Source organism: Xanthobacter variabilis, assembly GCF_043831965.2.
Classification (GTDB): domain Bacteria; phylum Pseudomonadota; class Alphaproteobacteria; order Rhizobiales; family Xanthobacteraceae; genus Xanthobacter.
In genome coordinates this window covers 1,407,622-1,431,165 of the sequence record NZ_CM195533.1, presented here as the reverse complement: position 1 = coordinate 1,431,165, position 23,544 = coordinate 1,407,622, and the positions used below count along the sequence as shown (strand labels likewise).

The window sequence follows — 23,544 nt, the reverse complement described above, 5'->3', positions numbered from 1 at the left end:
GCTCCGCCACGGTGGGCGGAAGGAAGAAGCGGCGGGCTGAGGCCCGCCGCTTCATGATCAGGCCGACTTCTTCTTGTCGTCGTCCACTTCGGTGAACTCGGCGTCCACCACGTCGTCCTTCGGCTTGGCGGCCGCGCCGTCCTCGCCGCCGCCCTGCTGGGCCGCATACATGGCCTCGCCGAGCTTGAGGGAGACCTGCGCCAGGGCCTGGGTCTTGGCCTCGATGGCCTCGACATCCTCACCCGAGAGCACGCCCTTCAGGTCGGAGATGGCGGTCTCGATGGCGCTCTTGTCGCCCTCGCCGATCTTGGTGCCGTGCTCGGACAGCGCCTTCTCGGTGGAGTGCACCAGCGCCTCGCCGTGGTTCTTGGCCTCGGCCAGGGCCTTGCGCTTCTTGTCGTCGGCCGCGTGGGCCTCGGCGTCCTTGACCATCTTCTCGATGTCGGCCTCGTTGAGACCGCCGGAAGCCTGGATGCGGATCTGCTGCTCCTTGCCGGTGCCCTTGTCCTTGGCGGAAACCTGCACGATGCCGTTGGCGTCGATGTCGAAGGTCACCTCCACCTGCGGCACGCCGCGGGGCGCCGGCGGGATGCCGACGAGGTCGAACTGGCCGAGCATCTTGTTGTCGGCCGCCATCTCGCGCTCACCCTGGAACACGCGGATGGTCACTGCGGTCTGTCCGTCCTCGGCCGTGGAGAACACCTGGCTCTTCTTGGTCGGGATGGTGGTGTTGCGGTCGATGAGGCGGGTGAACACGCCGCCCAGGGTCTCGATGCCCAGCGACAGCGGGGTCACGTCGAGCAGCAGCACGTCCTTCACGTCGCCCTGGAGCACGCCGGCCTGGATGGCGGCGCCGATGGCGACCACTTCATCCGGGTTGACGCCCTTGTGGGGCTCCTTGCCGAAGAACTGCTTCACCACTTCCTGGACCTTGGGCATGCGGGTCATGCCGCCCACCAGCACCACTTCGTCGATCTGGCCGGCGGAAAGGCCAGCATCCTGCAGCGCCTTCCGGCACGGCTCGATGGTGCGCTGGATCAGGTCTTCCACCAGCGCCTCGAACTTGGCGCGGGTGAGCTTCATGGTGAGATGCTTCGGGCCCGAGGCATCGGCGGTGATGAAGGGCAGGTTGATCTCGGTCTGCGCGGCGGACGAGAGCTCGATCTTGGCCTTCTCGGCGGCTTCCTTCAGCCGCTGGAGGGCGAGCTTGTCGTTGCGCAGGTCGATGCCCTGCTCCTTCTTGAACTCGTCGGCCAGGTAGTTCACCAGCCGCATGTCGAAGTCTTCACCGCCCAGGAACGTGTCGCCGTTGGTGGACTTCACCTCGAACACGCCGTCGCCGATCTCCAGCACCGACACGTCGAAGGTGCCGCCGCCGAGGTCATAGACCGCGATGGTGCCGGCCGACTTCTTGTCGAGGCCATAAGCGAGCGCCGCCGCAGTCGGCTCGTTGATGATGCGCAGCACCTCGAGACCGGCGATCTTGCCGGCGTCCTTGGTGGCCTGGCGCTGGGCGTCGTTGAAGTAAGCGGGAACGGTGATGACGGCCTTCTCGACCTTCTCGCCGAGGAACGACTCGGCGGTCTCCTTCATCTTCTGCAGGACGAAGGCAGAGATCTGGGAAGGCGAATACTTCTTGCCGTCGGCCTCCACCCAGGCGTCGCCATTGTCGGCGCGCACGATGTGGTAGGGCACCAGGTTCTTGTCCTTGGTGACGGTGGGATCATCGAAGCGGCGGCCGATGAGGCGCTTCACCGCAAAGAAGGTGCGCTCCGGATTGGTCACGCCCTGCCGCTTGGCAGGCTGACCCACCAGACGCTCGCCATCCTCCGTGAAAGCGACGATGGACGGCGTGGTGCGCGCGCCCTCGGCGTTCTCGATGACTTTCGGGGTGGTTCCCTCCATCACCGCAACGCACGAATTGGTGGTGCCGAGGTCGATACCGATGATCTTGGCCATATAGTTTCTCCTTGCCGGCAGACCGGCCGGGCCCTTTCGGCACCCGCCTGGGATAGGTCGCGGGCCCCTGCCGCAACCGATCCGCCGGCCCCCTTCACTTGAAATTGGGGTTCGTCGCGAAAACGACGATCGAGGCGGATATAGGGGGGGGTGTTTGGCGCCGCAAGGCGTGGTAGCAGGCGGATGCGCCCTTTTTCACTCGCTCGCGAGGATGCCGACCATGCCCCTCTCCCGCCCCGTCGGAACCTCGGGACGGAGCGCCGATGCGCGCTCCGTCCTGGTTGTGGTGGACCTGCAGGTGGACTTCCTGCCCGGCGGCGCCCTCGCCGTGCCCGGCGGACACGAGGTCGTGCCCCTGGCCAACCTCGCGGCGAGCTCCTTCCGCAATGTCGTCCTGACCCAGGACTGGCACCCCGCGGACCATGTCTCCTTCGCCTCCAACCACCCGGGCAAGGCGCCCTACGACACCATCGCCCTGCCTTATGGCGAGCAGGTGCTGTGGCCGGACCATTGCGTCGAGGACAGCATCGGCGCCCGCTTCGCGACCCGGCTGGAGATCCCCCACGCCCAGCTCATCATCCGCAAGGGCCACCATCGCACCATCGACAGCTATTCCACCTTCTACGAAGCCGACCGCACCACCCCCACAGGCCTTACCGGCTACCTCAAGGAGCGGGGGATCGACACTGTCTACCTGATGGGCCTGGCCACCGACTTCTGCGTGGCGTGGTCGGCGGTGGACGCGACCCGCCACGGCTTCACCACCTATGTGGTGGAGGACGCCTGCCGCGCCATCGACGTCAACGGCTCCCTGGCGCGGGCCCTTGACCAGATGGATGCCGCCGGGGTCCGGCGGCTGCGGCTCGACGATATCGTGGCGTGAGCCCTCGCGGGCTCACATCTCCGCCGTCATCCAGCCCATGGCCGCGCCGGTGGCGTCGGTGACGATCGCGATGCGGCCCACCCCGGGCACCTCGAACGGGGGACGGATCACCTGCCCGCCATTCTCCTCCAGGAGCTTGAGGCGCGCCTCGAGATTGTCCACGTTGATGTAGGGGAACCAGTGGGGCGGCACCTCCGGCGGCAGGATCTCAGTCTTGTCCATCAGGCCCGCCACGGGCTCCTCGCCGAGATGGGCGACGTAATAGGGGTGAGCCCCATCGGTGGGCATTTCCGCGAACGACCAGCCAAGAGTGGCGCCGTAAAAGGCCTTGGCCTTTTCCACGTCGTCCGTCATCAGCTCGTTCCAGTAGAATTTTCCATGCTGGGCCATGGGCGCCTCCTCCTGTTGGGCGCTCCTGTGTACACGATGACCCAGGCCCGCGCTCGCACCCATTTCGCCGATCCGGCGGGATCCGGTGGACAGCGGGCCCGAGGCCAGCGCACGGCGCGCCCGGGGAGCTGGGCAATGGTATGATGCGCGCGTCCGCGGACCGGAGGCCACCATGACCCACGTCCTTGAGCTCGCCCCCGGCGCCCTGTGGTATCCGGAAGCCATTGGCCCGCAGGAGCAGGTGGCCCTGCTGGCCGATATCCGCGCGGTGCTCGCGCAGGCGCCCCTGTTCACGCCCACCATGCCGCGCACCGGCAAGAGCCTCTCCGTGCGCATGAGCAATTGCGGGCCGCTGGGCTGGGTCTCCGATGCCGGCGGCTATCGCTACCAGGCCTTCCACCCCGACACCCGCGCCCCCTGGCCCCCCATGCCGGAGCGCCTGCAGGACGCCTATGCCCGCTTCGGCACACCCATGGCCCCCGCGGAGGCCTGCCTCATCAATTATTACGCCCCCGACGCGCGCATGAGCCTGCACCAGGACCGCGACGAGGCGGACCTGACCGCCCCGGTGGTTTCCATCTCCCTGGGCGACACGGCCCTGTTCCGGCTGGGCGGCGCCGAGCGGTCGGGGCCGACGCGCTCCATCCGCCTGGCCTCCGGCGACGTGTTCGTGCTCTCGGGGGCGAGCCGCCTGGCCTTTCACGGGGTGGACCGGATCATGGGCGGGTCGTCGCGGCTGCTGGCGGAAGGCGGGCGCTTCAATCTCACCCTGCGGCGCGTCACCTGCGCCGGGTGATGGGGGCGGGTGACTGGGACCGCGCATTCGTGCGAACCTGACGCGGATTTGCCGGGCCGATTCGCCTTCCGCGTGCGCCCGGCCGCCTCGATGGAGCCCCTCCCGATGCTTCATGGCTTGCTGCGCCGTGGAATGAACGGGCTTGCCGCCCTTGGCCTTTCGGTCGCGACCCTGGCGCTGATGGCCGCCGCCGCCCTTGCGGGCGAAGTGGTGTTTCCGCGCGGCTCGGTGATGGGGCTGGAGCCTCCGCCCGGAATGGTGGAAAGCACCACCTTCGCCGGCTTTGAGGACCGGGCGCACAACGCCTCCATCCTGATGGTGGACATGCCGCCCCAGGCCTATGCGCAGATCGAGGATGGCTTTTCCGATACCGCGCTGGCCAGCAAGGGCATCACCGTGGAATCCCGCGGGCCCTTCACCATTCCCGGCGCGAAGGGCTATCTGGTCACCGGCACGCAGACCGCCGGCCCCTTCCGCGTGCGCAAGTGGATCCTCCTCGCCGGCACCGACCTCGTGACCGCCCTCGTCACCGTGCAGGTGGCGGAGACCGATGCGGCGGCCCTGCCCGACGCGGAGGTGCGCAAGGCCCTCGCCACCCTCGCCTTCCGCTCGCCGCAGGACCAGGTGGCGGCGTTGCCCTTCACCGTGACGGACCTGGCCGGGTTCCGCGTGGTGCGCACATTCGGCGGCTCCACCGTGATGCTCACCGATGGGCCGAAGAACACCATCGAGGGCGCGGAGCAGCCCTATTTCGTCGTGTCGGTGGCATCCGGCGCGCCGCGCGAGGATGAGCGCCGCCAGTTCGCGCTGCGGGCCCTCTCCACCCTTTCGGGCCTCAAGGACATGCGGCTGGAGCGCGCCGAGCCCCTGCGCATCGCCCAGCTGCCCGGCTATGAGGTGATGGCCCAGGCGGTGGACGCCAAGACCGGCGACGCGGTGAAGATCGTGCAATGGCTGCGCTTCGGCCAGACCGGGCACATTCGCATGGTTGGCATTTCCAAGCTCGATGCCTTCCCCGAGCTCTACCCCCGCTTCCGCGCCATCCGCGACGGCATCGACGCACGCTAGGGGCTCGCCCAGATCACAGACGGCGGCAGCGTGGGAGCCGGCTACATTCCCCAACACAATACGCGACGCGCACCAACGCGGCCGCAGCTCTGCTCCAGCCTCCACGCCGGCGGCGCGGTGACGGCGCGAAACGCGCCCGCCGGATGACCTGAAGGACAGCGCGGACGCCGATGGGTGCCATGCCCCCGGCACGACGGCGCCGGCGGGATAGCGCGATGGCTGCCGCTGGGCGCAATCAAAAACCAGCTTTCCGCCGGACGCACCGTCCTCGGCGCGTCCGGTCAAACGCCAGTCGTCAGGCCACCTTGATGTCGCTCAGGAAGCGCCGCACCTCCTGGTTCAGGGTATCGAGCTGCCGCGTGAGATCGGAGGCCGCGGAGAACACCCGCGTGGCCGCCGAGTTGGACTCGGTCATGGCCTCGGTCACCCGGCCGATGCTGGAGGTCACCTCGATGGTGCCCTGGGAGGCATCGTGGATGTTGCGGGCGATCTCCTGGGTGGCGCTCTCCTGCTGGCGCACCGCATCCGAGATGGATTCGGCCACCGAATTGATGGTGCCGATGGTTCCCGAAATGCCCTCGATGGTGACCAGGGTGGCTTCCGTGTCCGCCTGGATGGTCTCGATCTGCGAGCGGATTTCGGAGGTGGCCTTGCTGGTCTGCTCGGCCAGCTGCTTCACCTCGTCGGCCACCACCGCGAAGCCGCGCCCGGCCTCGCCCGCATGGGCCGCCTCGATGGTGGCGTTCAGCGCCAGCAGATTGGTGCGGCCGGCAATCTCGCTGATGAGGCCGATGATGCTGCCGATGTGATCGGTGGCGTCCGCCAGGGTCTTCACCTTGCTGCTCGCCTGTCCCACATCGGCCACCGCGCGGGTCGTCACCTCCGCGGACTGGGCCACCTGCCGGCTGATCTCGCGCACCGATGCGGAGAGCTGCTCGGTCGCGGCGGCCACCGTCGCCACATTGTCCGAGGCATGCTCCGATGCCGCGGCCACCGCCTGGGACTGGGCCGAGGTCTGTTCCACGAACGCCGTCATGCCCTGGGCCGTGGTGTGCAGGTCCGCCACCGAGGACGACACCACCGACACCACCGATCCCACCGTCTCCTCGAACGAATGGGCAAGGCGGTTGAGCGTCGCCGTGCGGTCGCGCTGGCCGGCCTGGAGATAGACCTGGATGGCGAGATCCATGTCGAGGATGGCGACGCGGATGACCGCCGTCTGCAGCTTCATCGCGTGCTCGGCCTTGCGGCGCGCGAACAGGGCGCCACTCATGTGCTCGTGGCCGAGGGACGCCACCAGATGGCTGATGAGGAAGCTGTAGCCGCCGATATACCAGTGCGGATCCAGGCCCAGCTTGTTGTGCATCTCGCCGATACGGGTGACGGACGCCTCGTATTCCTCATCGAAGCGCGCATCCAGGATGACGGACCAGTGGTTGAGCTGCATGCGCTTGGCGCGCTGCATCTGTTCCGGGCTGCCGAAGAAGCGGCGCGTTTCCGGCTCGGAGCCGACATGCTCATAAAATCTATCAAGCACATCGGAAAGAAGATGAAGAATATCTGCCTTTGACGATTTCAGAAGCGCCGCGGTCTCATTGTCGATGAGATTAAATTTCAGCCGGTCACGCATATTCAGATCGGACGACATATTGCCTCTCGCCCTGTCCCGCCATCCGACAGGAAATAACCCGCAAAAAATAAAAACGTGATTGCTCACCGAAAAAAGGCGGCTCTCGGATCAGAACAACACGTTCCAATGCCAACGCAATAACAAGATAGGCATTTTTACTTAGACTAACACAGGATCGCATCGTTTCAATACGACCAAAACCCGAACAGAACCCGACCACACCTCGTTCACATCACAAATCGGAGACCTGAACCAGCGCCGAGAACCTGAAACGCCACGAGCAGCACGAAAAACGAGATGACTGCCGCGGATGGCCTCGCACCGGCCTTTCCCCTCCCCAGAGCTCTCACATTCGCGCGCATCCCGCGGTGTGAAAGAAGGACCCGATCTCTCAATGCGGCCCGACCACCGCCCCTCACAACAACCATGCGGATGCCTGAAAGCAGCGTTATTCCCGCCAATAACTATCAGACATTCTCTTGCGGCCCCGGCATTGCGGTCGGACCATGCCGCCTAATACCGTTAGTCACCTTCCGGGTGCGCCGCAACATTTATCCAAAGGGGCGCAAGGAGCCGTATCTGCGGTCTTTTGCCTCCGGAGCGGTGCCGGGCGTTCATTTCCGTCATTCGCGCGCGAGTTGCCGGGCCGCAGCCACCGCAGCCTGGCCCAGCGCGAGGCCGCCATCATTGGCCGGCACTGCCGCCGGCAGAAGAACCCGCAAGCCGTGATCGGCCAGGCGTCGCGTCACGATCTCCATCAGCAGCGCGTTCTGGAACACCCCGCCGGAAAGGGCGACGGCCCGCACGCCCTTCTCCTCCGCGCGCAGCGCGGCCGCATCGGCGAAGGCGGTGCCAAGGCCAAGATGAAAGGCGCCGGCCATGGCGCCCGTGTCGCGCCCCGCGGCCCGATCCGCCACCAGGGCACGCCACAGGGGAGAAGGATCGAGCTCCTGGACACCGCCCGCGCCATTCTCCTGCGTTAAAGCGAATGGATAGGGCTCCCCCTCCAGCCGCGCGCACGCTTCCAGGGCCATGGCTGCCTCGCCTTCATGGGTAAGGCGGGTGGGCGCCAGACCCAACAGCGCCGCCACCGCATCGAACAGCCGCCCGGCGGAGCTGGCGGGCGGCGCGTTCAGCCCCTTGTCCGCCATGGCCCGCAGCGTCGCCACCGGACGGTGCGCGAACAGCGGGCGCAGGCTCGCATCCGCGTCCACAGCCGCGCGCCCCAGGGCCCGGTCGAGATGGGCGAGCAGAACGCGCCATGGCTCGCGGTTCGCGGCATCCCCGCCCATCAGGGGAATGGGGGAGAGGTGGGCCACCCGTTCGGCCGCGACATAGTCTCCACACAGGATCTCCGCGCCCCAGATGGTGCCGTCGGCCCCGAGCCCCAGCCCATCGAGCACAATGCCGATGACCGGGCCATCACCGCGCCGCCAGCCATTTTCGGCCATGACGGCGGCCATGTGGGCGTGGTGGTGCTGCACGATCTCCAGCGGTAGGCCATCTGCCAGTGCCCGCGCGGTGCCAAGGCGGGTGGCGTGGTAGCCGGGATGGGCGTCTACCGCGACCACCTGCGGCGCATGGGCGAACAGGGCGCCGTAATCCGCGATGGCCGCGTCGAACGCATCGGCCGTGCCCGGCTCGTCCAGGTCCCCCAGATGGTGGGAGAGGAGCGCCTTTGCCCCATGGGTGAGGCAGATGGCGCTCTTCAGCTCGGCCCCCAGCGCCAGGATGGGCGGCGCTGGCGCGAAGTCCTCGGGCAAAGCCAGGGGCATGGGCGCAAGGCCCCGCCCCCGTCGCAGCACCCGCGCCTGCCCCGCGGCAAGGCGCATCACGCTGTCATCGAGCCGCCGCGCGATGGGCCGGTCGTGCATCAGGAAGGCATCGACGATGCCGGCGAGCGCCGCGCGCGCCTCCCCGTTCCCGATCACCTGCGGCGCGCCCGAACTGTTGCCCGAGGTCATCACCAGCGGGCGGCCGACCGCCTCCAGCAGCAGATGATGAAGGGGCGTGTAGGGCAGCATCACCCCCACATGCCGCTGTCCGGGCGCGATGCCCGCGGCAAGGCCGGCCCCCTCCCGCAGCGGCAGGAGGACGATGGGCGCACTGGGCGCGGCCAGCGCGGCGGCCTCTTCGGTGCCGATAATGCAGAGCCGCGCCGCCATGGCGCCATCGGCCATGATGGCGAGGGGCTTGGCGGGGCGCCGCTTGCGCCGGCGCAGTTCGTCCACCGCGGCGGCATTGGTGGCGTCGCAGGCAATGTGAAAGCCGCCAATGCCCTTCACCGCGACGATTCCGCCGTCACACAGGAGCGCGGCCGCCTGGGCGAGCGGATCGACCTCGGCGGAAGCCGGCCCTTTGCGCAGCACTTCCTCCCCCGCGCCGGACGGAAGACCCGTGCCGGCACCGACCGACGCCGGGGTTGAACTTGAGTCAAAGCCTGCGGCCGGCCCGGACCGCGCCGGATCAGCGGTCCTTGCCAGCCCCCCATCCAAAGCCCGAAGTGGGGGGCGGAGGGGGCCATCAGCCGCTCGCTCTTCTTCCGCAGCGCGTCCGGCCGCGAACGCCGCGATGCTGGAGCCGGCCTCTTCCATGTGCCCCGCTCCGCCCTGGACGACCCGTGCCGCCCCCGAGGCCGAATCAGGCGCGACCGCCTCGCCCCCATCCGGCGCGGAAGGCGATCCCGGCCCCTCCCCCCTCTCCAGCCACACGCGCGGCCCGCAGACGGGGCAGGCGATGGGCTGGGCGTGGAAACGGCGATCGGCGGGATCGGCATATTCCGCCGCGCAGTCCGGGCACATGATGAAGCCGGCCATGGTGGTGGCCGGGCGGTCATAGGGCAGGCCGGTGACGATGGAAAAGCGCGGCCCGCAATCGGTGCAATTGGTGAAGGCGTAGCGAAACCGACGGGCCTTGGGGTCCGCCATCTCCGCCCGACAGGCGGGACAGGTGGCCACATCCGGCACCACCCCCACTGAAACCGTGCCCGGCCCACTCGCGATGATGCGGAAATCCATTTCGTCCGGCCGGGGCGCGGGCGCGCGGGAGACCTGGTCGATCCGCGCCAGAGGCGGCGCCTCGGCCAGGAGCGCGGCGGCGAAGGCGTCGAGAACGGCAGGCGACCCCGCGACCCGGATGATGACCCGGTCACCCAGGTTGCACACATGGCCGCAAAGCCCCATCCGCCGCGCCAGCCGATAGACGAACGGGCGGAAGCCCACCCCCTGCACGATGCCGCCAAGGGTGATCTCGATGGCGCTCTCCAGCTCGCCTGCCATGGTCAGTGCACCGTGCACACCATGCAGGGGTCGAAGGAGCGCACGATATGCTGCACGCTCACTGGCGTCGTCTCCCCCGTGCGCACGGGCGCGCCCACCAGCGCCGCTTCCAGCGGGCCCGGCACGCCGGAGGCATCGCGGGGCGAGAAATTCCAGGTGGTGGGGGCGATGATCTGGTAGCGGGCAATGCGCCCCTTCTCCACCACCACCCAATGGCCCAAAGCCCCGCGCGCCGCCTCCGTCAGGCCGAAGGCGCGGCCGCTCACGGGCAGATCGCCCTGGGCGCACCAGGGGGCGGAAGGCTCCAGCGCGCGCACCCAGTCCGTCATGGCGAGCAGCGTGCGCGCGGTCTCCAGCAGCCGAGCCACCACCCGCGCCCGCACGCTCGCCCCTTCCCGCGCCGCCAGGTCCCGCGCCAAGGGGTGGGCATCCACCACCTGGCGCGCCAGGGCTCCGGTCTCGAACGGCTGGCCGGCGAGGCGCGGCGCCTTGCACCAGGTGTAGCCGGCCTCGTCGGCGGCATCGGGAAAGGTCGAGCCCTCGAAAGGCGGGTGCGGGCGCTCGCGCCCCTCCATGCGGGCAAAGCTGTGGTCCTCGGTGATGGCCTCCACGTCGAGCGCGCCCGGCCGGCCCCGCGCGAACGTGCCGGCGGCATAGAGCCGGCGCCCGTCCTCCTGCGGATAGGCGCCATAGGACAGGAAGCGGTCATAGGCCCGCCCCATGAGGTTCAGCCCCAGGTCATCGGCGATTGCGAGAAACAAGGAGAGGTCCCCGCCCCGCCCGTCCGCCCACGCCTCCAGCTCGGCGATGCTCGCCAGAGCGGCCACTTCCTCCAGCGGCCCGGCGAACAAATGCTCCTCCAGCGCCGCGCGCACGGCGGACAGGGTGGCGAGCAATCTCATCTGGTCGCGCGCATCGGCGCTGCGGCTCACCCCGCCGGGCTGAAGGGCCAAAGTGTGCGGCCAGCGGCCGGCGAGGAGGCCCATCACGTGCAACAGCGTCGCCCGCGTGGCCAGAGCGCGGGTCACGCTCGCCCCCCGCGCCGCCTTGAACCGCCGCTCCACCTCCGCGAACCACGGCCGGCTTTCATAAAGCGCGCGGGCGAAATCGGGCATGAAGAAGACGTGGAAATGGGTGAGATGGTCCGCCACATTCTCGGTGGCCACCATGAGATTGGTGGCCATGCGCCCGTTGGGCGTGGGCGCGATGCCCTGCAGCCCCGCCAGCGCCAGCGCCGCCGCATGGGACTGGGACACCGAGCAGATGCCGCAGATGCGCGGGGCGATCACCAGGGCATCGCGCGGGTCGCGCCCCTCCAGGATGCGCTCGAAGCCCCGGAACAGCGGCGAGGAGACATAAGCCGCGCGCACGGCGCCATCGGCCACGTCCAGGCGCACTTCCAGGTCGCCCTCCACGCGATTGAAGGGGCCAACGATGAGGCGGGTCGAATTTTCGGTCATCTCTTCTTGATGTCCCGCACCTTTGGCGGCGTCAGCACATGGTCGGCGGTGGCATTGCGGCGCAGGCGCTCCGGCGTCGCGGCCTTGGCCAAGGACGACAGGGCGATGAACCACGCCTTGGGCATGTCCGTGGGCAGGCCGACGGGAATGCCGCCGATCTTCGGCGTTTCCAGGAAAGCGTGGCCCGGCTCCTCGAACTCCGGCGCAGTGCAGTTGATGCAGGCATAACCGCCGCGCGTGCAGGAGCCCTCGCCATTCCACAGGCGGGTGTTGCAATCCGCATGAGCCTGGGTGCCCAGGCACCCCAGATGCTCCATCATGCAGCCGAGATCGCTCATCTTCTCGGCGCTGGCCTTGTATTCGTAATATTCGTTGCGCGGGCAGCCATGGTGCACGAGGTAATCGGCATAGAAGCGCGGCCGGCCATAGACGTCGAGATCATCCCCCTTGATGAGGCCGGCGGAGAGCAGCATCAGGGTTTCGGTGACCCAGTTGGGGTGGGTCGGGCAGCCCGCCACATTGATCACCGGCAGCCCGCCGCGGGCGGAAAAATCCGCGCCCAGCGCCCCGCCTTTCTGCCGCCCGTCATATTGCAGGCCGCAGGCATCGGTGGGATTGACCCCGGCGGCGGTGACGCCCCCATAGGCCGCGCAGGTGCCCACCGCCACCACATGGCGCGCCACCGCGGCCAGCTCGCGCACCCAGTCCAGCATGGGGCGGCCGGTGCCGGCGAGGATGTGGAAGCGCCCCGTTCCATTGGGCCCGCGCAGCAGCGCCCCTTCCACACACAAGGCGTCGAGCACGATCTCGCCGGCCAGGATGCGCTCGAACAGCCCCACCGCCTCCGCCCCGGTCTCCTCCGACAAGGTCGGGTGCCAGAGCATGCGGATATTGGCACTGGCGAGGGTCGCGAACAGGTCCGGCGCCTCGGCGCACAGAAGCGACATGGTGCAGCCGCCGCAGCCGCCCGATTGCAGCCAGAGCATGTTGAAGGGGACCGCACTCATCGCACACGGGCTCCGGAGGGCGCCGGCAAAGTGAGGGTCGCGACCGCCCCGCCGCCGGGCGCGTTCTCCACCGTGAGGCGGCCTTCATGCTCCTCCACGATGCGATAGCAGATGGCGAGGCCCAGGCCCGTGCCCTTGCCCACCGGCTTGGTGGTGAAAAAGGGGTCGAACGCGTGCCCCACCGCCTCTGGCGACAGGCCCGGCCCGCTGTCCCGCACCTCCAGCACCAGCGCGTCGGCGGTGCGGCTGCCATGGATGTCCAGGCGGGGGGCGGGACGGCCTTCTGAAGACCCCTCCATGGCATCAATCGCGTTCTGCACGAGGTTCATCACCACCTGATGGATATGGCCGGGATGGCCGATGGTCTCGAAATCCGCCGGCAGGTCCACGTGGGTTTCCAGGTCCGGCATCTGGGATTTCGCCACCCAGTCCACCGCCGAGCGCACCACCGAGCCGAGATCGAACAGCTCGCGCGCGCCCCGCTGGTCGGACGAGAAGCGGCGCAGGTCCGCCACGATGTCGCGCACCCGCTCGGCCCCCTCCAGCATGCCGGCGAAGGCGGAGGGAATATCGGCCAGGGCCCGGTCCACCCGAAGCGCGGCGCGCGCGGTCACGGCGGCCGCGGCATCGCCCCCATGGACGGCGTCGAGATAGGCCATCAGCCGGTCCACATAGCGCTTCAGAGCGTGGGCATTGCCGTAGACGAAGGAGATGGGATTGTTGAGCTCGTGCGCCACGCCGGCCACGAGTCGGCCCAGGGACGCCATTTTCTCCGCATGCACCAGTTGCTGCTGGGTGCGTTTCAAATGCTCATGAGCGCTGGCGAGGTCCGAATAGGCCTGCTTCAATTCGCCGATGGGCCGGCCCACCAGCACGATGCCCACCGCCCGGCCGCGCGGATCGAACCTCAGCGCCCCATTCACAGCCACCGGCTGCGGCCCCTCGGGGGTGGCGAGGAAGAATTCGCGATCCACGATGCGGTCCCGGCTCGCCATGGTGGCGAGCACGTCGGCGGCGCTGGTGGGCGAGGTGGCATCGATGAGCGCGGCCAAAGGCCGGCCCAGCAGCGCGTCCGCATGCTGTCCGAAGGCACGCTCGGCGGCGAGGTTCACCTGCTCTACCCGGCCCGAAAGATCGCAGGCCACCAGCACGTCCGTCATGGCGCCGAGCAGCCCGGCGATGAAGCCCTGGGCCTCCTCCAGGGCGACATTCTTGGCCTCGAGCTCCACCTGCTGGCTCACCAGCTCGGCATAGGCCTCGTCCATTTTCTGGATGACGGAGATCCAAGCCTGGTCGGCCTCGGCCGCGCCGATGTCGCCCTCCCGGCCGAACGGCGGGAGCGGGGGCGCAAGCGGCAGATCCTCCCCCGCGGGCATGGCTTCATCCTCGATCATCATCCGGGCGAGGCCGGAGGGGCGGCCATGCTAATCCCGGGAAACATGCCGGCGCAACGCTGAGACAGCGCAATGATCCGATCAACTTCTCGGAGTTTTTCGTTTTTCATTCAAAGGCCAGCTACCTGCTTCTCGGAGCCTTTCCTCGATATACGGGTCAGGGTTCCTACCCCTAAGGATCTGCGTCCTTCTCCACTCCCTTTGTTCCCACGTCAAAAGTCCGAGCCACGCAGGAGCAGGACCAAGAACCTCGTCATCATCGTCATCATCGTCATCATCGTATTCTTGGTCATCGGACATTTATACCTCCTCATCTGCATTGCCGGTGCCTAACGAGGGTAGAGTGAGGTGCACATTTGCGTTCATCAAGAGCGTAAAAGACCGACGTCAACGCCGCCTGCAAGGCAGCTCCCCTTCCGCGCCGTCCGGCGCTATGTTCGCCTCCATGAGCACGCATTCGAGCACGATCCCCGCGCACGGCCGCCCCGCCACGGCGGGGGAGCATCCGCACACCTTCATCCTGGCCGGCACCACGGTCACGGCGCCGAAGCTGGCGGGTGGGCTGCATGTGGTGGCCACCCCCATCGGCAATCTGGGCGACATCACCATCCGCGCGCTGGAAACCCTTGCGGGGGCGGATGTCATCGCCTGCGAGGACACGCGCGTGTCGCGCCGGCTGCTCGACCGCTATGGCATCCACACGCCGCTGGTGCCCTATCACGACCATAACGGTGCCAGCGCCCGGCCCAAGCTGCTGGCGCGGCTCGCGGCCGGCGACAAGGTGGCGCTGATCTCCGATGCCGGCACGCCGCTGGTGTCCGATCCCGGCTTCAAGCTGGTGGTGGAGGCGGCGGCCGAAGGCCACACGGTGCATCCTTTGCCCGGCGCCTCGGCTTTGCTGGCGGCGCTGGTGGCGGCGGGCCTGCCCACCGACTGCTTCCTGTTCGACGGCTTCCTGCCGCCCAAGGCCGGGCAACGCAAGAACCGCCTCACGGCGCTGGCCCAGGTGCCCGCCACCCTGGTCTTTTACGAGAGCGGCCCGCGCCTGGCCGAGAGCCTCGCCGACCTCGGCGCCGTGCTGGGCCCGCGTCGCGCGGCCGTGTGCCGGGAGCTGACCAAGGCTTTCGAGGAGGTGCGGCGCGACACCTTGCCGATGCTCGCCGCCCATTATGCGAGCGCCGATGCGCCCAAGGGCGAGATCGTGCTGGTGGTGGGCCCGCCCCTGGAGGAAGCCGCCGGGGACGATGCAGTGGATTCCGCCCTGGCCCGCGCCCTGGACGAAGCCTCGTTGAAGGACGCGGTGGCCGCCGTCGCCTCCATGACCGGGCGCCCGAAGCGCGAGGTTTATGCCCGCGCTTTGGCCCTGGTGGAGGCCCGCCACGCCGGCGACCGCGACGACCCCGCCGATGACGAATGAGCGCGCCGCGCCGGCCCGGACCCCCGCCCAGCGCGCCGCTTATGCGCGCGGCGTGGCGGCGGAAGGGCGCGCGGCGCGGCTCATGGAAGCCCACGGTTTCGCCATCCTGGACCGGCGCGCCCGCACCAAGGCCGGGGAAATCGACCTGATCGCCCGCCGCGACGACCTGCTCGTCTTCTGCGAGGTGAAGCAGCGCGCCAGCCTTGAGGCAGCGGCCGAATCCCTGCTCGCCCGCCAGCAGCGGCGCATTGCCGCCGCCGCCGAGGCCTGGCTCGCCGGCCATCCGGAGCTCTCCAGCCTGAACATGCGCTTCGACGCCATTCTCATCGCCGGCACCGCCGTGGAGCATCTGCCCGGTGCGTTCGAGGCGGAGCTCGGTTGACGTGCGTGAACTGGCGGCCGGCGGGCGCGCGCTATAGATAAGCTCCAGAGCCCCCGCATGGCGCAGGCCGCCGGGCGGGTTCACGGCGCGGAGATTTTCATGACCCTTCAGGTCGCGGTCCAGATGGACCATATCGCCAGCATCAATGTGGCCGGCGATTCCACCTTCGCCCTGCTGCTGGAAGCCCAGCGGCGCGGCCATTCCCTGGTCCACTACACGCCCGACCGGCTTGCCATGCGCGACGGCACGGTGTTCGCCACCATCGAGCCCCTGAAGGTGAAGGACGAGGTGGGCGCCCATTTCGAGCTGGGCGAGAAGCGCCGGGTGGTCCTTTCCGACTATGACGTGGTGCTGCTGCGGCAGGACCCGCCCTTCGACATGGCCTATATCTCCACCACCCACATGCTGGAGCGCATCCATCCCAAGACGCTGGTGGTGAACGACCCGGCCCATGTGCGCAACGCGCCGGAGAAGATTTTCGTCACCCATTTCCCTGAGCTGATGCCGCCCACGCTCATCACCCACGATCTGGAAGAGATCAAGGCCTTCCGCGCCGAGCATGGCGACGTGGTGATGAAGCCGCTGTACGGCCATGGCGGCGGCGCCGTGTTCCGGCTCACGGCGGACGATCTCAACTTCGGCTCGCTGTACGATTTCTTCGCCGTCACCTTCCGCGAGCCCTGGGTCATCCAGCGCTTCCTGCCGGCGGTGAAGCACGGCGACAAGCGCATCATCCTGGTGGATGGCGAGGCCGCCGGCGCCGTGAACCGGGTGCCGAGCGAGGGCGATCTCAGGTCCAACATGGTGCGCGGCGGCGCCGCCAAGCCCACGGACCTCACCGACCGCGAGCTGGAAATCTGCGCCCGCATCGGGCCCTCGCTGAAGGCCATGGGTCTCCTCTTCGTGGGCATTGACGTGATCGACGGCAACCTGACGGAGATCAACGTGACCTCCCCCACCGGCCTCAGGGCGGTGAAGCGCCTCGGCGGGCCTGATATCGCCGCGCAGATCTGGGACAAGATCGAGGACAAGCGCCGCGCCTGAGCGCGCGGCGTCCCGCTCCACCACCGCGGAGGAAGCCCGTGATGCGTCTCACCCTGCCCGCCCTGGCCCTGCTCGGCCTGCTCGCCACCCCCGCCTGGGCGCAGCCGCCGGCCGGCCAATGGCAATCCGTCGCCGACATCGCCACCCACCTCGCGGAAAACGGCTTTCGCGTACAGAAGATGGAGCGGGAGCCGGACGGCTTCGAGGCCGACCTCATCGACCGGCAGGGCAACCGGGTGGAAGCCCGCGTCAACCCTGTCACGGCCGAGCTGGTGACCACGAAATATGAGGGCCGCGCCGGCCCGGTGCACGAACAATGGCTGACCCTGGCCCAGGTGGCCCGCCACCTGGAGGGCCAGGGCTTCACCCTGCGCAAGATCGACACCGAGGACGACCACTACGAGGTCGAGCTCACCGACCGCGCCGGCGCGCGCACCGAGGCGAAGGTGGATCCGCTCACCGGCAAGATCCTCTCCTCAAAGCCTGATTGAGGCTCACGCCGCGCGGGCCACCAGGGTCAGCGTGTCGAGGGTGAAGGTGCCGTCGGGCTCGATCTCGAAATGCTTCGCCACATCCCCGCTGGCGCCCCGCTGGAGGCTGCGGATGGCGTCCACATGGGCCTGCGGCGTGCGGATGCGCGCCACCCAGGAAGAGAATTCCAGCCGCAGCCGGTGTTCCTTCACCTCCTCCACCGCAAAGCCCGCGGCGGCCAGGTGTGCCTCCCATTCGATGCGGGAGAAGTCCCGCCCGTGGGACGGATCGCGCAGCAGCTCCAGGGCCTGGAGGAAGGTGTCGGCCACCGGCCATTCGGGCGCCACCACATCCATGAACAGCGCCCGGCCGCGCGGCTTCAACACGCGCCGCGCCTCGCCCAGCGCGGTCTGCAGGCTGCGCCAATGGTGGGCGCTGTAGCGCGAGGCCACCGCATCGAACGAGGCATCGGGAAAAGGCAGGGCCTCCGCCGCGCCCTGGGCGGTGACGATGTTGCCGATGTTGCGCCGCTTCGCCTCCGCAGCGACCGCCGCCAGCATGTCATCGGACAGGTCATAGGCCACCACCTCGCCCACGAAGGGCGCGGCGGTGAAGCTCACATGGCCGCCACCGCAGCCCAGATCGAGCAGGCGGCCCGGCCGCTCCCGCTTCAGCACCGCCGCCAGGGCTTCCAGGTCCGGCCCCTGCGCGTGCACCGCGCTTTCCACATAGGCGCCGGCCTGCGGCCCGAACTGCCGCGTCACCAGCCCTTCGATATTGGTGGCGCGCGAAGTCTCCTCGCCCATCGTATCCTCCTGATCTTATTGCTTCACGGCTGCTGAGGGTGGGCGCAAGCGCGTCGCGCCGCAAGCGCCTTCGCACGTCTCCGCCCGGCGCGCCCTTCAAGCCGCTGCACGATCCCGATCGGGGTGGTGGAAAGCCACCACCAGCAGCACCGAGGACAGGGCCAGCCCCGCCATCAGCAGGAACCCATCCGCGAACGAGCCGCGCAGGTGCAGCACCCAGCCGGTGAGCGCGGGCGCGAGGAACCCGGCCAAGGCGAACACGAAATCCATGATGCCAATAGCGGTCGCGGCCCGGTGCGGCACGATATCCACATTCACCGCGAAATAGGCCGCGTTGGCGCCCATGGAGGCGGCCACCGCCACGGTGATGCAGGCCACCGCCACCGGCAGGCTGGGATCAAACGCCACCGGGATGACGGCCAGAGCGGCCACCAGCTGCGTGCCGGCGATGAGATAGGAACGCGCCACCCGCAGCCGGCCCGTCACCTTCAACAGGTGGTCCGACCAATGCCCCATGGCCCACAGCACGACTGCCGCCGCGAGCCACGGCAGCACCGTGAAGGCACCCACCGTGGTGAGGTCGAGAGCGTAGACCTGGTGCAGGTAGCTCGGCAGCCAGGTCATGAAGAAGAAGAGAAAGTAACCGAAGACGAAGAACGCCCAATAGTTCACGACCAGAGTCGGGTTCGTCAGCAGCACCCGCGCCACGCCGCCCGCCCCCGCCGCGCCCCTGGCGCGCGCGCCGGGCGCCTCAGGCCGACCCGAGCGGATGCGCGCAAGCTCCGCCGCGTTCACATGGCGCGACTGCTCGGGCGCATTGCGAAACAGAAGAAGCCACAGCGGCACCCAGGCGATGGAGACCAGGAACAGCACACCGAACGTCCAGCGCCAATCCAGATGCGCCAGAAGCTGGGTGACCACGGGCCCGCCCACGGCCAGCGCGACCGGCACCGCCACCAGGGCATAGCCGAGGGCGCTCGCCTGCTCGTGCGGCGGCAGCCAGCGCCCCACCGCCCCGGTCATGGCGGGAAAATTCGGCCCCTCGGCCACCCCCAGCATGACCCGTGCCGCGTAGAGCGCGAAGAAACCGGTGGCGACACCCGTCAGGCCGATGGAGACGCTCCACACCAGGGCCGCCACCGCCAGCACGCCCCGCGCGCCCCATCGATCCACCGCGATGCCGCCGATCAGCGTGGTCACCGCATAGCCGAGGCCGAACGCGCCGAGGATCGTGCCGGCATCCAGCTTCGATAGCCCCAGCGACTGCTCCATGAGCGGAATGGCATAGGAAATGGCGGCGCGATCGATGTAGTTCACCACCGTGATGGCGAACAGCAGGAACACCACCACGAACCGGAAACGCGTCGCCGCCATCAGCCTGTCTCCGCCTCTGCCCCATGCCCGGCCCGCGCCAAAGCCGGCGTGCCGTGAGCCCATGTGAATACCACATCCTGAATACCACATCGGCCAGCCCGCGCGCACGCATCGCGCCCGCCCCCTCGGCACGCGACCACGGATGTTGCGCCCGTCAGCGCCTCCGCTCCACAACTGCGTTCCCATTTCGTTCTTGCCGCAGGCTGTACCTTTGGGTAGGATTTTGCAATCCAGGGCTGAGTGGGGGATGAGCGGTGATCCAGCGGGTGGCGACGGTCGCATTCGAGGGTGTGGAGGCACGCCCGGTGGATGTGCAGGTGCACGTGGCCCCGGGGCTACCCGCCTTCAGCATCGTCGGCCTGCCCGACAAGGCGGTGACCGAGGCCAAGGAGCGCGTGCGCGCGGCGCTGATCGCGTCCGGTCTCGCATTGCCCGCCCGCCGCATCACCATCAATCTCGCCCCCGCCGACCTGCCGAAGGAAGGCTCCCATTACGATCTGCCCATTGCCCTGGGCCTCATGGCCGCCATCGGCGCCATCCCAGGGGAAGCACTGGCGGGCTTCACCGTGGTGGGCGAGCTGGCGCTGGACGGCACTCTGGCAGCGGTGGCCGGCGTTCTTCCCGCCGCCATCGGTGCCAATGCGCGCGGGCACGGGCTCATCTGCCCGCAGCCGTGCGGGGCTGAGGCCGCGTGGGCGAGCCCCGAAATGGAGATCCTCGCTCCCGCCACGCTCATCGAGCTCACCAATCACATGACCGGGCGCCAGGCCATGTCGCGTCCCGAGCCGCGCATGAAGGCCGCCGGGACGAACGGCCTCGACCTCAGGGACGTGAAGGGGCAGGAAACGGCGAAGCGCGCCTTGGAGGTGGCCGCGGCGGGCGGCCACAATCTTCTGTTCATCGGCCCGCCGGGCGCTGGCAAATCCATGCTGGCCCAGCGCCTGCCCTCCATCCTCCCTCCGCTCGCGCCGGCGGAGATGCTGTCCGTTTCCATGATCGCCTCGGTGGCGGGTGCCATCGAAGACGGAGCGCTAGTCAGCCGCCGCCCGTTCCGCGCGCCGCACCATTCCGCCAGCATGGCCGCCATGGTGGGGGGCGGCGCCAAGGCCCGGCCAGGCGAAGCCTCCCTTGCCCATAATGGCGTCTTGTTCCTCGACGAGCTACCCGAGTTCTCCCCCCAGGTGCTGGATTCGCTGCGCCAGCCGCTGGAAACCGGTGAAGTGCTGATCGCGCGCGCCAATCACCGCGTCACCTATCCCGCGCGCTTCCAGCTCATCGCGGCCATGAACCCCTGCCGGTGCGGACGCGCGGGAGAGCCAGGCTACACCTGCAAGCGCGGGGCACGCTGCGCCGACGAGTATCAGGCCCGCCTATCCGGCCCCTTCCTCGACCGCATCGACATCCATCTGGAAGTCCCTGCGGTGAGCGCGTCGGATCTGGTTCTGCCGGCGCCCACCGAGGGCTCGCTCGAGGTAGCGGCTCGCGTCGCCATGGCGCGCCAGATGCAGGCGGAGCGCTATCGCGCCCTCGGCCGCCCAGAAGTGGGCACCAATGCCGAGGCCTCCGGCCCCCTGCTCGAAACGGTGGCACGTCCGGATTCCGCCGGCGCCAAGCTCCTGCGCGATGCTGCCGACGCCATGCGCCTGACTGCCCGCGGCTACCACCGTGTACTGAAAGTGGCCCGGACGCTGGCCGATCTCGACGGCGCGGACTCGGTCGGTCGCCGACACCTTGCGGAAGCCTTGGCCTATCGCGCCGCCGCCGACCGCACACGCTCCGCCGCCTGAGGACGCGCTAAGCGAAAATCAGCGGTGAGGGACTGGCGAACGGGCTCGGGGCGCGTTCTGAATCGCTGCGGCGCGCGCCGGACCACGATTGGACGCAGGTAAAACCGTGCGACTGAAGCTGCGATGAAAAGCGCGGCGCTCCCAAGCTCATAGACACCGCGCCGCCCATCTCAGTGCCATTGCATAGAGATGGTTACACGCCAGTCGATTACTGGCACTGACGCGCGGTAGCTTGCCCTTTTTCACGCCATCAACAGAAAAGTCTGGAGGCGCTGATGTTTGGGAAAGGCAGCCAGCTCATAAGAGCAAATGGTGCCCAGGAGAGGACTCGAACCTCCACGGCTTTCACCACTGGTACCTGAAACCAGCGCGTCTACCAATTCCGCCACCTGGGCCCCTTTGGCCGTGAGGCCGTCGGGAGGCTTCTGATACGGGGCCGCCCCTCCCCTGTCAACACACCCCGATCTCATTCGGCAAAGATCTTGAGATATCCACAGGACGCATCCGAAACCGGTTTAAAGGGGCGGGCCATGCGCGGCCCGCCCGCCGGCATCAGCGCTTAAAGTTCGGAGGACGCTTTTCCATGAAGGCCCGCATGCCTTCCTTCTGGTGCTCCAGCGCGAACATGGCCTGGAACACGCGACGCTCGAAGCGGATGCCCTCCGCAAGCGTGGTCTCGTAGGAGCGATTTACGCTCTCCTTCGCCTGCATGGCGACGGTCGGCGACATATCGGCAATGGTTTTCGCCACCGCCAGCGCCTCGCTCACCAGCTCCGCGGCAGGGATCACGCGGGACACGAGACCGGCCCGCTCCGCTTCGGCAGCGCCCATCAGTCTGCCCGTCAGCACCAGCTCCATGGCCTTCGACTTGCCCACGAAGCGCGTGAGCCTCTGCGTTCCGCCGGCACCCGGCATCACGCCCAGCTTGATCTCGGGCTGGCCGAACTTGGCCGTGTCGGCCGCCAGGATGAAGTCACACATCATCGCCAGCTCGCAGCCGCCGCCCAGCGCGAACCCCGCCACCGCGGCAATCACCGGCTTACGCACCCGCGACAGGCGCTCCCACGACGTGATGAAATCATCGTCATAGCTCTCCGGATAGGTGAGAGCGTGCATCTCCTTGATGTCCGCCCCGGCCGCGAACGCCTTCTCCGAGCCGGTGATGACGATGCAGCCGATGTCCGCATCCGCCTCAAACGCGTCGAGCACCACGTTGAGCTCGCCGATGAGGTCGGAGTTCAGCGCGTTCAGCACCTGCGGCCGGTTGAGCCGGATGAGGCCCACGCGCTCGTGCCGCTCCACCAAGATCGTCTCGAATGCCATCCCAATGTCTCCCCATTGCCGCCCGGCCAGCGGACCTTTGCGTCCCCTCTCAAGGCTGCCTAGTGCTCTAGCCCGAGTTCAACGTTTGGGGAATGGGGGCGGACAAAATAGCAGCGCATTGCCACATCTCGCAGGCGCGCGGCCCGATAAAATCTGCGCCTAGCGCTGGCATACCGGGCAATAGAAGGTGGATCGCCCGCCCTGGACGATCCTCCGAATGGTGCCCTTGCAATGCAGCGTCGGACACGGCTCCCCCTCCCGGTCATAGACCCGGAAGGCGTGCTGGAAATAGCCCAGCTGCCCGTCCACCTGCCGATGGTCCCGCAGGGAGGAGCCGCCCGCCTGGATGGCTTCGCGCAACACGTCGCGAATTGCAGTCACCAGCCGCTCGGCCCGCCGCGTCGGCGCGCCCTCGCGCGTCGCCAGCGTATGCGCGCCGCGGCGCGGTGAAAGGCCGGCGCGATGCAGCGCCTCGCACACATAGATGTTGCCGAGCCCCGCCACCATCTTCTGATCCAGCAGCGCGGATTTCAGGCATGTGTGGCGCCGCACGCAAGCCTGCGCCAGATATTGCGCATTGAACTCGTTGCCGAGGGGTTCGGGCCCCAGGCCCTGCAGCAGGGGATGGCTCTCCAGACGATCATAGGGAACGATCAGGATGGCGCCAAAGCGGCGGGGATCATTGAAGGTCACCGTTGCGCCGCTGGCCAGGTGCAGCACCACGTGATCGTGCGGCCCGCCCTCCCCACGCGGATGGTGGAAAATGCCGGGTGCCCCCTTCATCTTCGCACCATCGATGCGGATGGAGCCGGACATGCCGAGGTGCATGATCATCACCTCTCCGCCGGAGAGATCCGCCAGGAGATACTTCGCGCGCCGACCGAGAGCCACCACGCGGCGGCCAGCAAGGCGTTGAGCGAAGTTTTCGGGCAGCGGCCAGCGCAGATCGGGCCGGCGCGCCTCCGCGCTTTCGATCACGGCGCCCTGAAGGACGGGAATGAGGCCGCGGCGGACGGTTTCCACCTCGGGCAGTTCAGGCATCTCGTTTCAGCTCGCCAGAATCGCGCAAAGGCCG

Annotated in this window: 20 protein-coding genes and 1 tRNA gene; 8 read left to right on the top strand and 13 right to left on the bottom strand. The window is 68.4% G+C overall.

What is annotated here, in order from left to right; genetic code table 11:
• Positions 1-57: 57 nt before the first annotated feature.
• Positions 58-1,959: a molecular chaperone DnaK gene (dnaK, locus tag V5F26_RS06175; protein WP_394058732.1), complete on the bottom strand. Its 1,902-nt coding sequence runs from the start codon at positions 1,957-1,959 to the stop codon at positions 58-60.
• Positions 1,960-2,179: 220 nt separating this feature from the next.
• On the opposite strand from dnaK, the gene pncA reads away from it, so the two are divergent.
• Positions 2,180-2,842: a bifunctional nicotinamidase/pyrazinamidase gene (pncA, locus tag V5F26_RS06170; RefSeq protein WP_394946943.1), complete on the top strand. Its 663-nt coding sequence runs from the start codon at positions 2,180-2,182 to the stop codon at positions 2,840-2,842.
• Positions 2,843-2,854: 12 nt separating this feature from the next.
• Here pncA and V5F26_RS06165 read toward each other — a convergent pair whose 3' ends face one another.
• Positions 2,855-3,232: a VOC family protein gene (locus V5F26_RS06165; RefSeq protein WP_234053889.1), complete on the bottom strand. Its 378-nt coding sequence runs from the start codon at positions 3,230-3,232 to the stop codon at positions 2,855-2,857.
• 172 nt (positions 3,233-3,404) lie between these two features.
• On the opposite strand from V5F26_RS06165, the gene V5F26_RS06160 reads away from it, so the two are divergent.
• Together V5F26_RS06160 and V5F26_RS06155 are read left to right on the top strand one after the other, a co-directional pair.
• Positions 3,405-4,028 carry an alpha-ketoglutarate-dependent dioxygenase AlkB gene (locus V5F26_RS06160; RefSeq protein ID WP_394058735.1) on the top strand — a complete coding sequence of 208 codons (624 nt, stop codon included), beginning with the start codon at positions 3,405-3,407 and terminating at the stop codon, positions 4,026-4,028.
• Between the two features lie 105 nt (positions 4,029-4,133).
• The gene (locus V5F26_RS06155) at positions 4,134-5,096 is read left to right on the top strand and encodes a hypothetical protein (protein ID WP_394946942.1); all 963 of its coding nucleotides are present in this window, start codon (positions 4,134-4,136) and stop codon (positions 5,094-5,096) included.
• A 295-nt stretch (positions 5,097-5,391) separates the two neighbouring features.
• Here V5F26_RS06155 and V5F26_RS06150 read toward each other — a convergent pair whose 3' ends face one another.
• From V5F26_RS06150 to V5F26_RS06125, 6 genes are all read right to left on the bottom strand, one after another.
• Complete coding sequence (locus V5F26_RS06150) at positions 5,392-6,744, bottom strand: protoglobin domain-containing protein (RefSeq protein WP_394058737.1); 1,353 nt, start codon at positions 6,742-6,744, stop codon at positions 5,392-5,394.
• Between the two features lie 605 nt (positions 6,745-7,349).
• A complete protein-coding gene (gene hypF, locus V5F26_RS06145) occupies positions 7,350-10,004 on the bottom strand; it encodes a carbamoyltransferase HypF (protein ID WP_394946941.1) in 2,655 nt (884 codons plus the stop codon).
• Positions 10,005-10,006: 2 nt separating this feature from the next.
• Positions 10,007-11,464 (bottom strand): nickel-dependent hydrogenase large subunit, encoded by a 1,458-nt coding sequence (locus V5F26_RS06140; protein ID WP_394946940.1) that lies wholly within the window; start codon positions 11,462-11,464, stop codon positions 10,007-10,009.
• Positions 11,461-12,471 (bottom strand): NADH-quinone oxidoreductase subunit B family protein, encoded by a 1,011-nt coding sequence (locus V5F26_RS06135; RefSeq protein ID WP_394946939.1) that lies wholly within the window; start codon positions 12,469-12,471, stop codon positions 11,461-11,463. Before V5F26_RS06135 ends, V5F26_RS06140 begins: the two co-directional genes overlap by 4 nt.
• A complete protein-coding gene (locus V5F26_RS06130; protein ID WP_394946938.1) occupies positions 12,468-13,847 on the bottom strand; it encodes a sensor histidine kinase in 1,380 nt (459 codons plus the stop codon). The genes V5F26_RS06135 and V5F26_RS06130 overlap by 4 nt, the downstream gene beginning before the upstream one ends.
• 99 nt (positions 13,848-13,946) lie before the next feature.
• Positions 13,947-14,165: a hypothetical protein gene (locus V5F26_RS06125; RefSeq protein ID WP_394946937.1), complete on the bottom strand. Its 219-nt coding sequence runs from the start codon at positions 14,163-14,165 to the stop codon at positions 13,947-13,949.
• Positions 14,166-14,310: 145 nt separating this feature from the next.
• On the opposite strand from V5F26_RS06125, the gene rsmI reads away from it, so the two are divergent.
• From rsmI to V5F26_RS06105, 4 genes are all read left to right on the top strand, one after another.
• The gene (rsmI, locus tag V5F26_RS06120; RefSeq protein ID WP_394946936.1) at positions 14,311-15,282 is read left to right on the top strand and encodes a 16S rRNA (cytidine(1402)-2'-O)-methyltransferase; all 972 of its coding nucleotides are present in this window, start codon (positions 14,311-14,313) and stop codon (positions 15,280-15,282) included.
• Positions 15,272-15,664, top strand: coding sequence for a YraN family protein (locus V5F26_RS06115; protein WP_394058748.1), 393 nt, complete (start codon positions 15,272-15,274; stop codon positions 15,662-15,664). Before rsmI ends, V5F26_RS06115 begins: the two co-directional genes overlap by 11 nt.
• Before the next feature lie 99 nt (positions 15,665-15,763).
• Positions 15,764-16,708 (top strand): glutathione synthase, encoded by a 945-nt coding sequence (gene gshB, locus V5F26_RS06110; protein WP_394058749.1) that lies wholly within the window; start codon positions 15,764-15,766, stop codon positions 16,706-16,708.
• A 41-nt stretch (positions 16,709-16,749) separates the two neighbouring features.
• On the top strand, positions 16,750-17,199 hold the full coding sequence (locus V5F26_RS06105) for a PepSY domain-containing protein (RefSeq protein ID WP_394058796.1): 450 nt from the start codon (positions 16,750-16,752) through the stop codon (positions 17,197-17,199).
• A 3-nt stretch (positions 17,200-17,202) separates the two neighbouring features.
• Here V5F26_RS06105 and V5F26_RS06100 read toward each other — a convergent pair whose 3' ends face one another.
• The gene (locus tag V5F26_RS06100) at positions 17,203-17,985 is read right to left on the bottom strand and encodes a class I SAM-dependent methyltransferase (RefSeq protein WP_234053901.1); all 783 of its coding nucleotides are present in this window, start codon (positions 17,983-17,985) and stop codon (positions 17,203-17,205) included.
• Positions 17,986-18,081: 96 nt separating this feature from the next.
• Positions 18,082-19,359, bottom strand: a complete 1,278-nt coding sequence (locus V5F26_RS06095; protein ID WP_394058751.1) for an MFS transporter — start codon at positions 19,357-19,359, stop codon at positions 18,082-18,084.
• A 254-nt stretch (positions 19,360-19,613) separates the two neighbouring features.
• Here V5F26_RS06095 and V5F26_RS06090 point away from each other — a divergent pair, with 254 nt between their 5' ends.
• A complete protein-coding gene (locus tag V5F26_RS06090) occupies positions 19,614-21,146 on the top strand; it encodes a YifB family Mg chelatase-like AAA ATPase (protein WP_394058753.1) in 1,533 nt (510 codons plus the stop codon).
• 310 nt (positions 21,147-21,456) lie between these two features.
• Here V5F26_RS06090 and V5F26_RS06085 read toward each other — a convergent pair.
• From V5F26_RS06085 to mutM, 3 genes are all read right to left on the bottom strand, one after another.
• Positions 21,457-21,541, bottom strand: a tRNA-Leu gene (locus tag V5F26_RS06085).
• Between the two features lie 157 nt (positions 21,542-21,698).
• Positions 21,699-22,469 carry an enoyl-CoA hydratase gene (locus tag V5F26_RS06080; RefSeq protein WP_234053904.1) on the bottom strand — a complete coding sequence of 257 codons (771 nt, stop codon included), beginning with the start codon at positions 22,467-22,469 and terminating at the stop codon, positions 21,699-21,701.
• A 159-nt stretch (positions 22,470-22,628) separates the two neighbouring features.
• The gene (gene mutM, locus V5F26_RS06075) at positions 22,629-23,510 is read right to left on the bottom strand and encodes a bifunctional DNA-formamidopyrimidine glycosylase/DNA-(apurinic or apyrimidinic site) lyase (RefSeq protein ID WP_234053905.1); all 882 of its coding nucleotides are present in this window, start codon (positions 23,508-23,510) and stop codon (positions 22,629-22,631) included.
• Positions 23,511-23,544: the final 34 nt, after the last annotated feature.

What these genes read in the sequence shown, in the direction of transcription:
- dnaK (WP_394058732.1), bottom strand. Translation starts at nt 1,959, where the DNA reads ATGGCCAAGATCATCGGTATCGACCTCGGCACCACCAATTCGTGCGTT.
- pncA (WP_394946943.1), top strand. Translation starts at nt 2,180, where the DNA reads ATGCCCCTCTCCCGCCCCGTCGGAACCTCGGGACGGAGCGCCGATGCG.
- V5F26_RS06165 (WP_234053889.1), bottom strand. Translation starts at nt 3,232, where the DNA reads ATGGCCCAGCATGGAAAATTCTACTGGAACGAGCTGATGACGGACGAC.
- V5F26_RS06160 (WP_394058735.1), top strand. Translation starts at nt 3,405, where the DNA reads ATGACCCACGTCCTTGAGCTCGCCCCCGGCGCCCTGTGGTATCCGGAA.
- V5F26_RS06155 (WP_394946942.1), top strand. Translation starts at nt 4,134, where the DNA reads ATGCTTCATGGCTTGCTGCGCCGTGGAATGAACGGGCTTGCCGCCCTT.
- V5F26_RS06150 (WP_394058737.1), bottom strand. Translation starts at nt 6,744, where the DNA reads ATGTCGTCCGATCTGAATATGCGTGACCGGCTGAAATTTAATCTCATC.
- hypF (WP_394946941.1), bottom strand. Translation starts at nt 10,004, where the DNA reads ATGGCAGGCGAGCTGGAGAGCGCCATCGAGATCACCCTTGGCGGCATC.
- V5F26_RS06140 (WP_394946940.1), bottom strand. Translation starts at nt 11,464, where the DNA reads ATGACCGAAAATTCGACCCGCCTCATCGTTGGCCCCTTCAATCGCGTG.
- V5F26_RS06135 (WP_394946939.1), bottom strand. Translation starts at nt 12,471, where the DNA reads ATGAGTGCGGTCCCCTTCAACATGCTCTGGCTGCAATCGGGCGGCTGC.
- V5F26_RS06130 (WP_394946938.1), bottom strand. Translation starts at nt 13,847, where the DNA reads ATGCCCGCGGGGGAGGATCTGCCGCTTGCGCCCCCGCTCCCGCCGTTC.
- V5F26_RS06125 (WP_394946937.1), bottom strand. Translation starts at nt 14,165, where the DNA reads ATGTCCGATGACCAAGAATACGATGATGACGATGATGACGATGATGAC.
- rsmI (WP_394946936.1), top strand. Translation starts at nt 14,311, where the DNA reads ATGAGCACGCATTCGAGCACGATCCCCGCGCACGGCCGCCCCGCCACG.
- V5F26_RS06115 (WP_394058748.1), top strand. Translation starts at nt 15,272, where the DNA reads ATGACGAATGAGCGCGCCGCGCCGGCCCGGACCCCCGCCCAGCGCGCC.
- gshB (WP_394058749.1), top strand. Translation starts at nt 15,764, where the DNA reads ATGACCCTTCAGGTCGCGGTCCAGATGGACCATATCGCCAGCATCAAT.
- V5F26_RS06105 (WP_394058796.1), top strand. Translation starts at nt 16,750, where the DNA reads ATGCGTCTCACCCTGCCCGCCCTGGCCCTGCTCGGCCTGCTCGCCACC.
- V5F26_RS06100 (WP_234053901.1), bottom strand. Translation starts at nt 17,985, where the DNA reads ATGGGCGAGGAGACTTCGCGCGCCACCAATATCGAAGGGCTGGTGACG.
- V5F26_RS06095 (WP_394058751.1), bottom strand. Translation starts at nt 19,359, where the DNA reads ATGGCGGCGACGCGTTTCCGGTTCGTGGTGGTGTTCCTGCTGTTCGCC.
- V5F26_RS06080 (WP_234053904.1), bottom strand. Translation starts at nt 22,469, where the DNA reads ATGGCATTCGAGACGATCTTGGTGGAGCGGCACGAGCGCGTGGGCCTC.
- mutM (WP_234053905.1), bottom strand. Translation starts at nt 23,510, where the DNA reads ATGCCTGAACTGCCCGAGGTGGAAACCGTCCGCCGCGGCCTCATTCCC.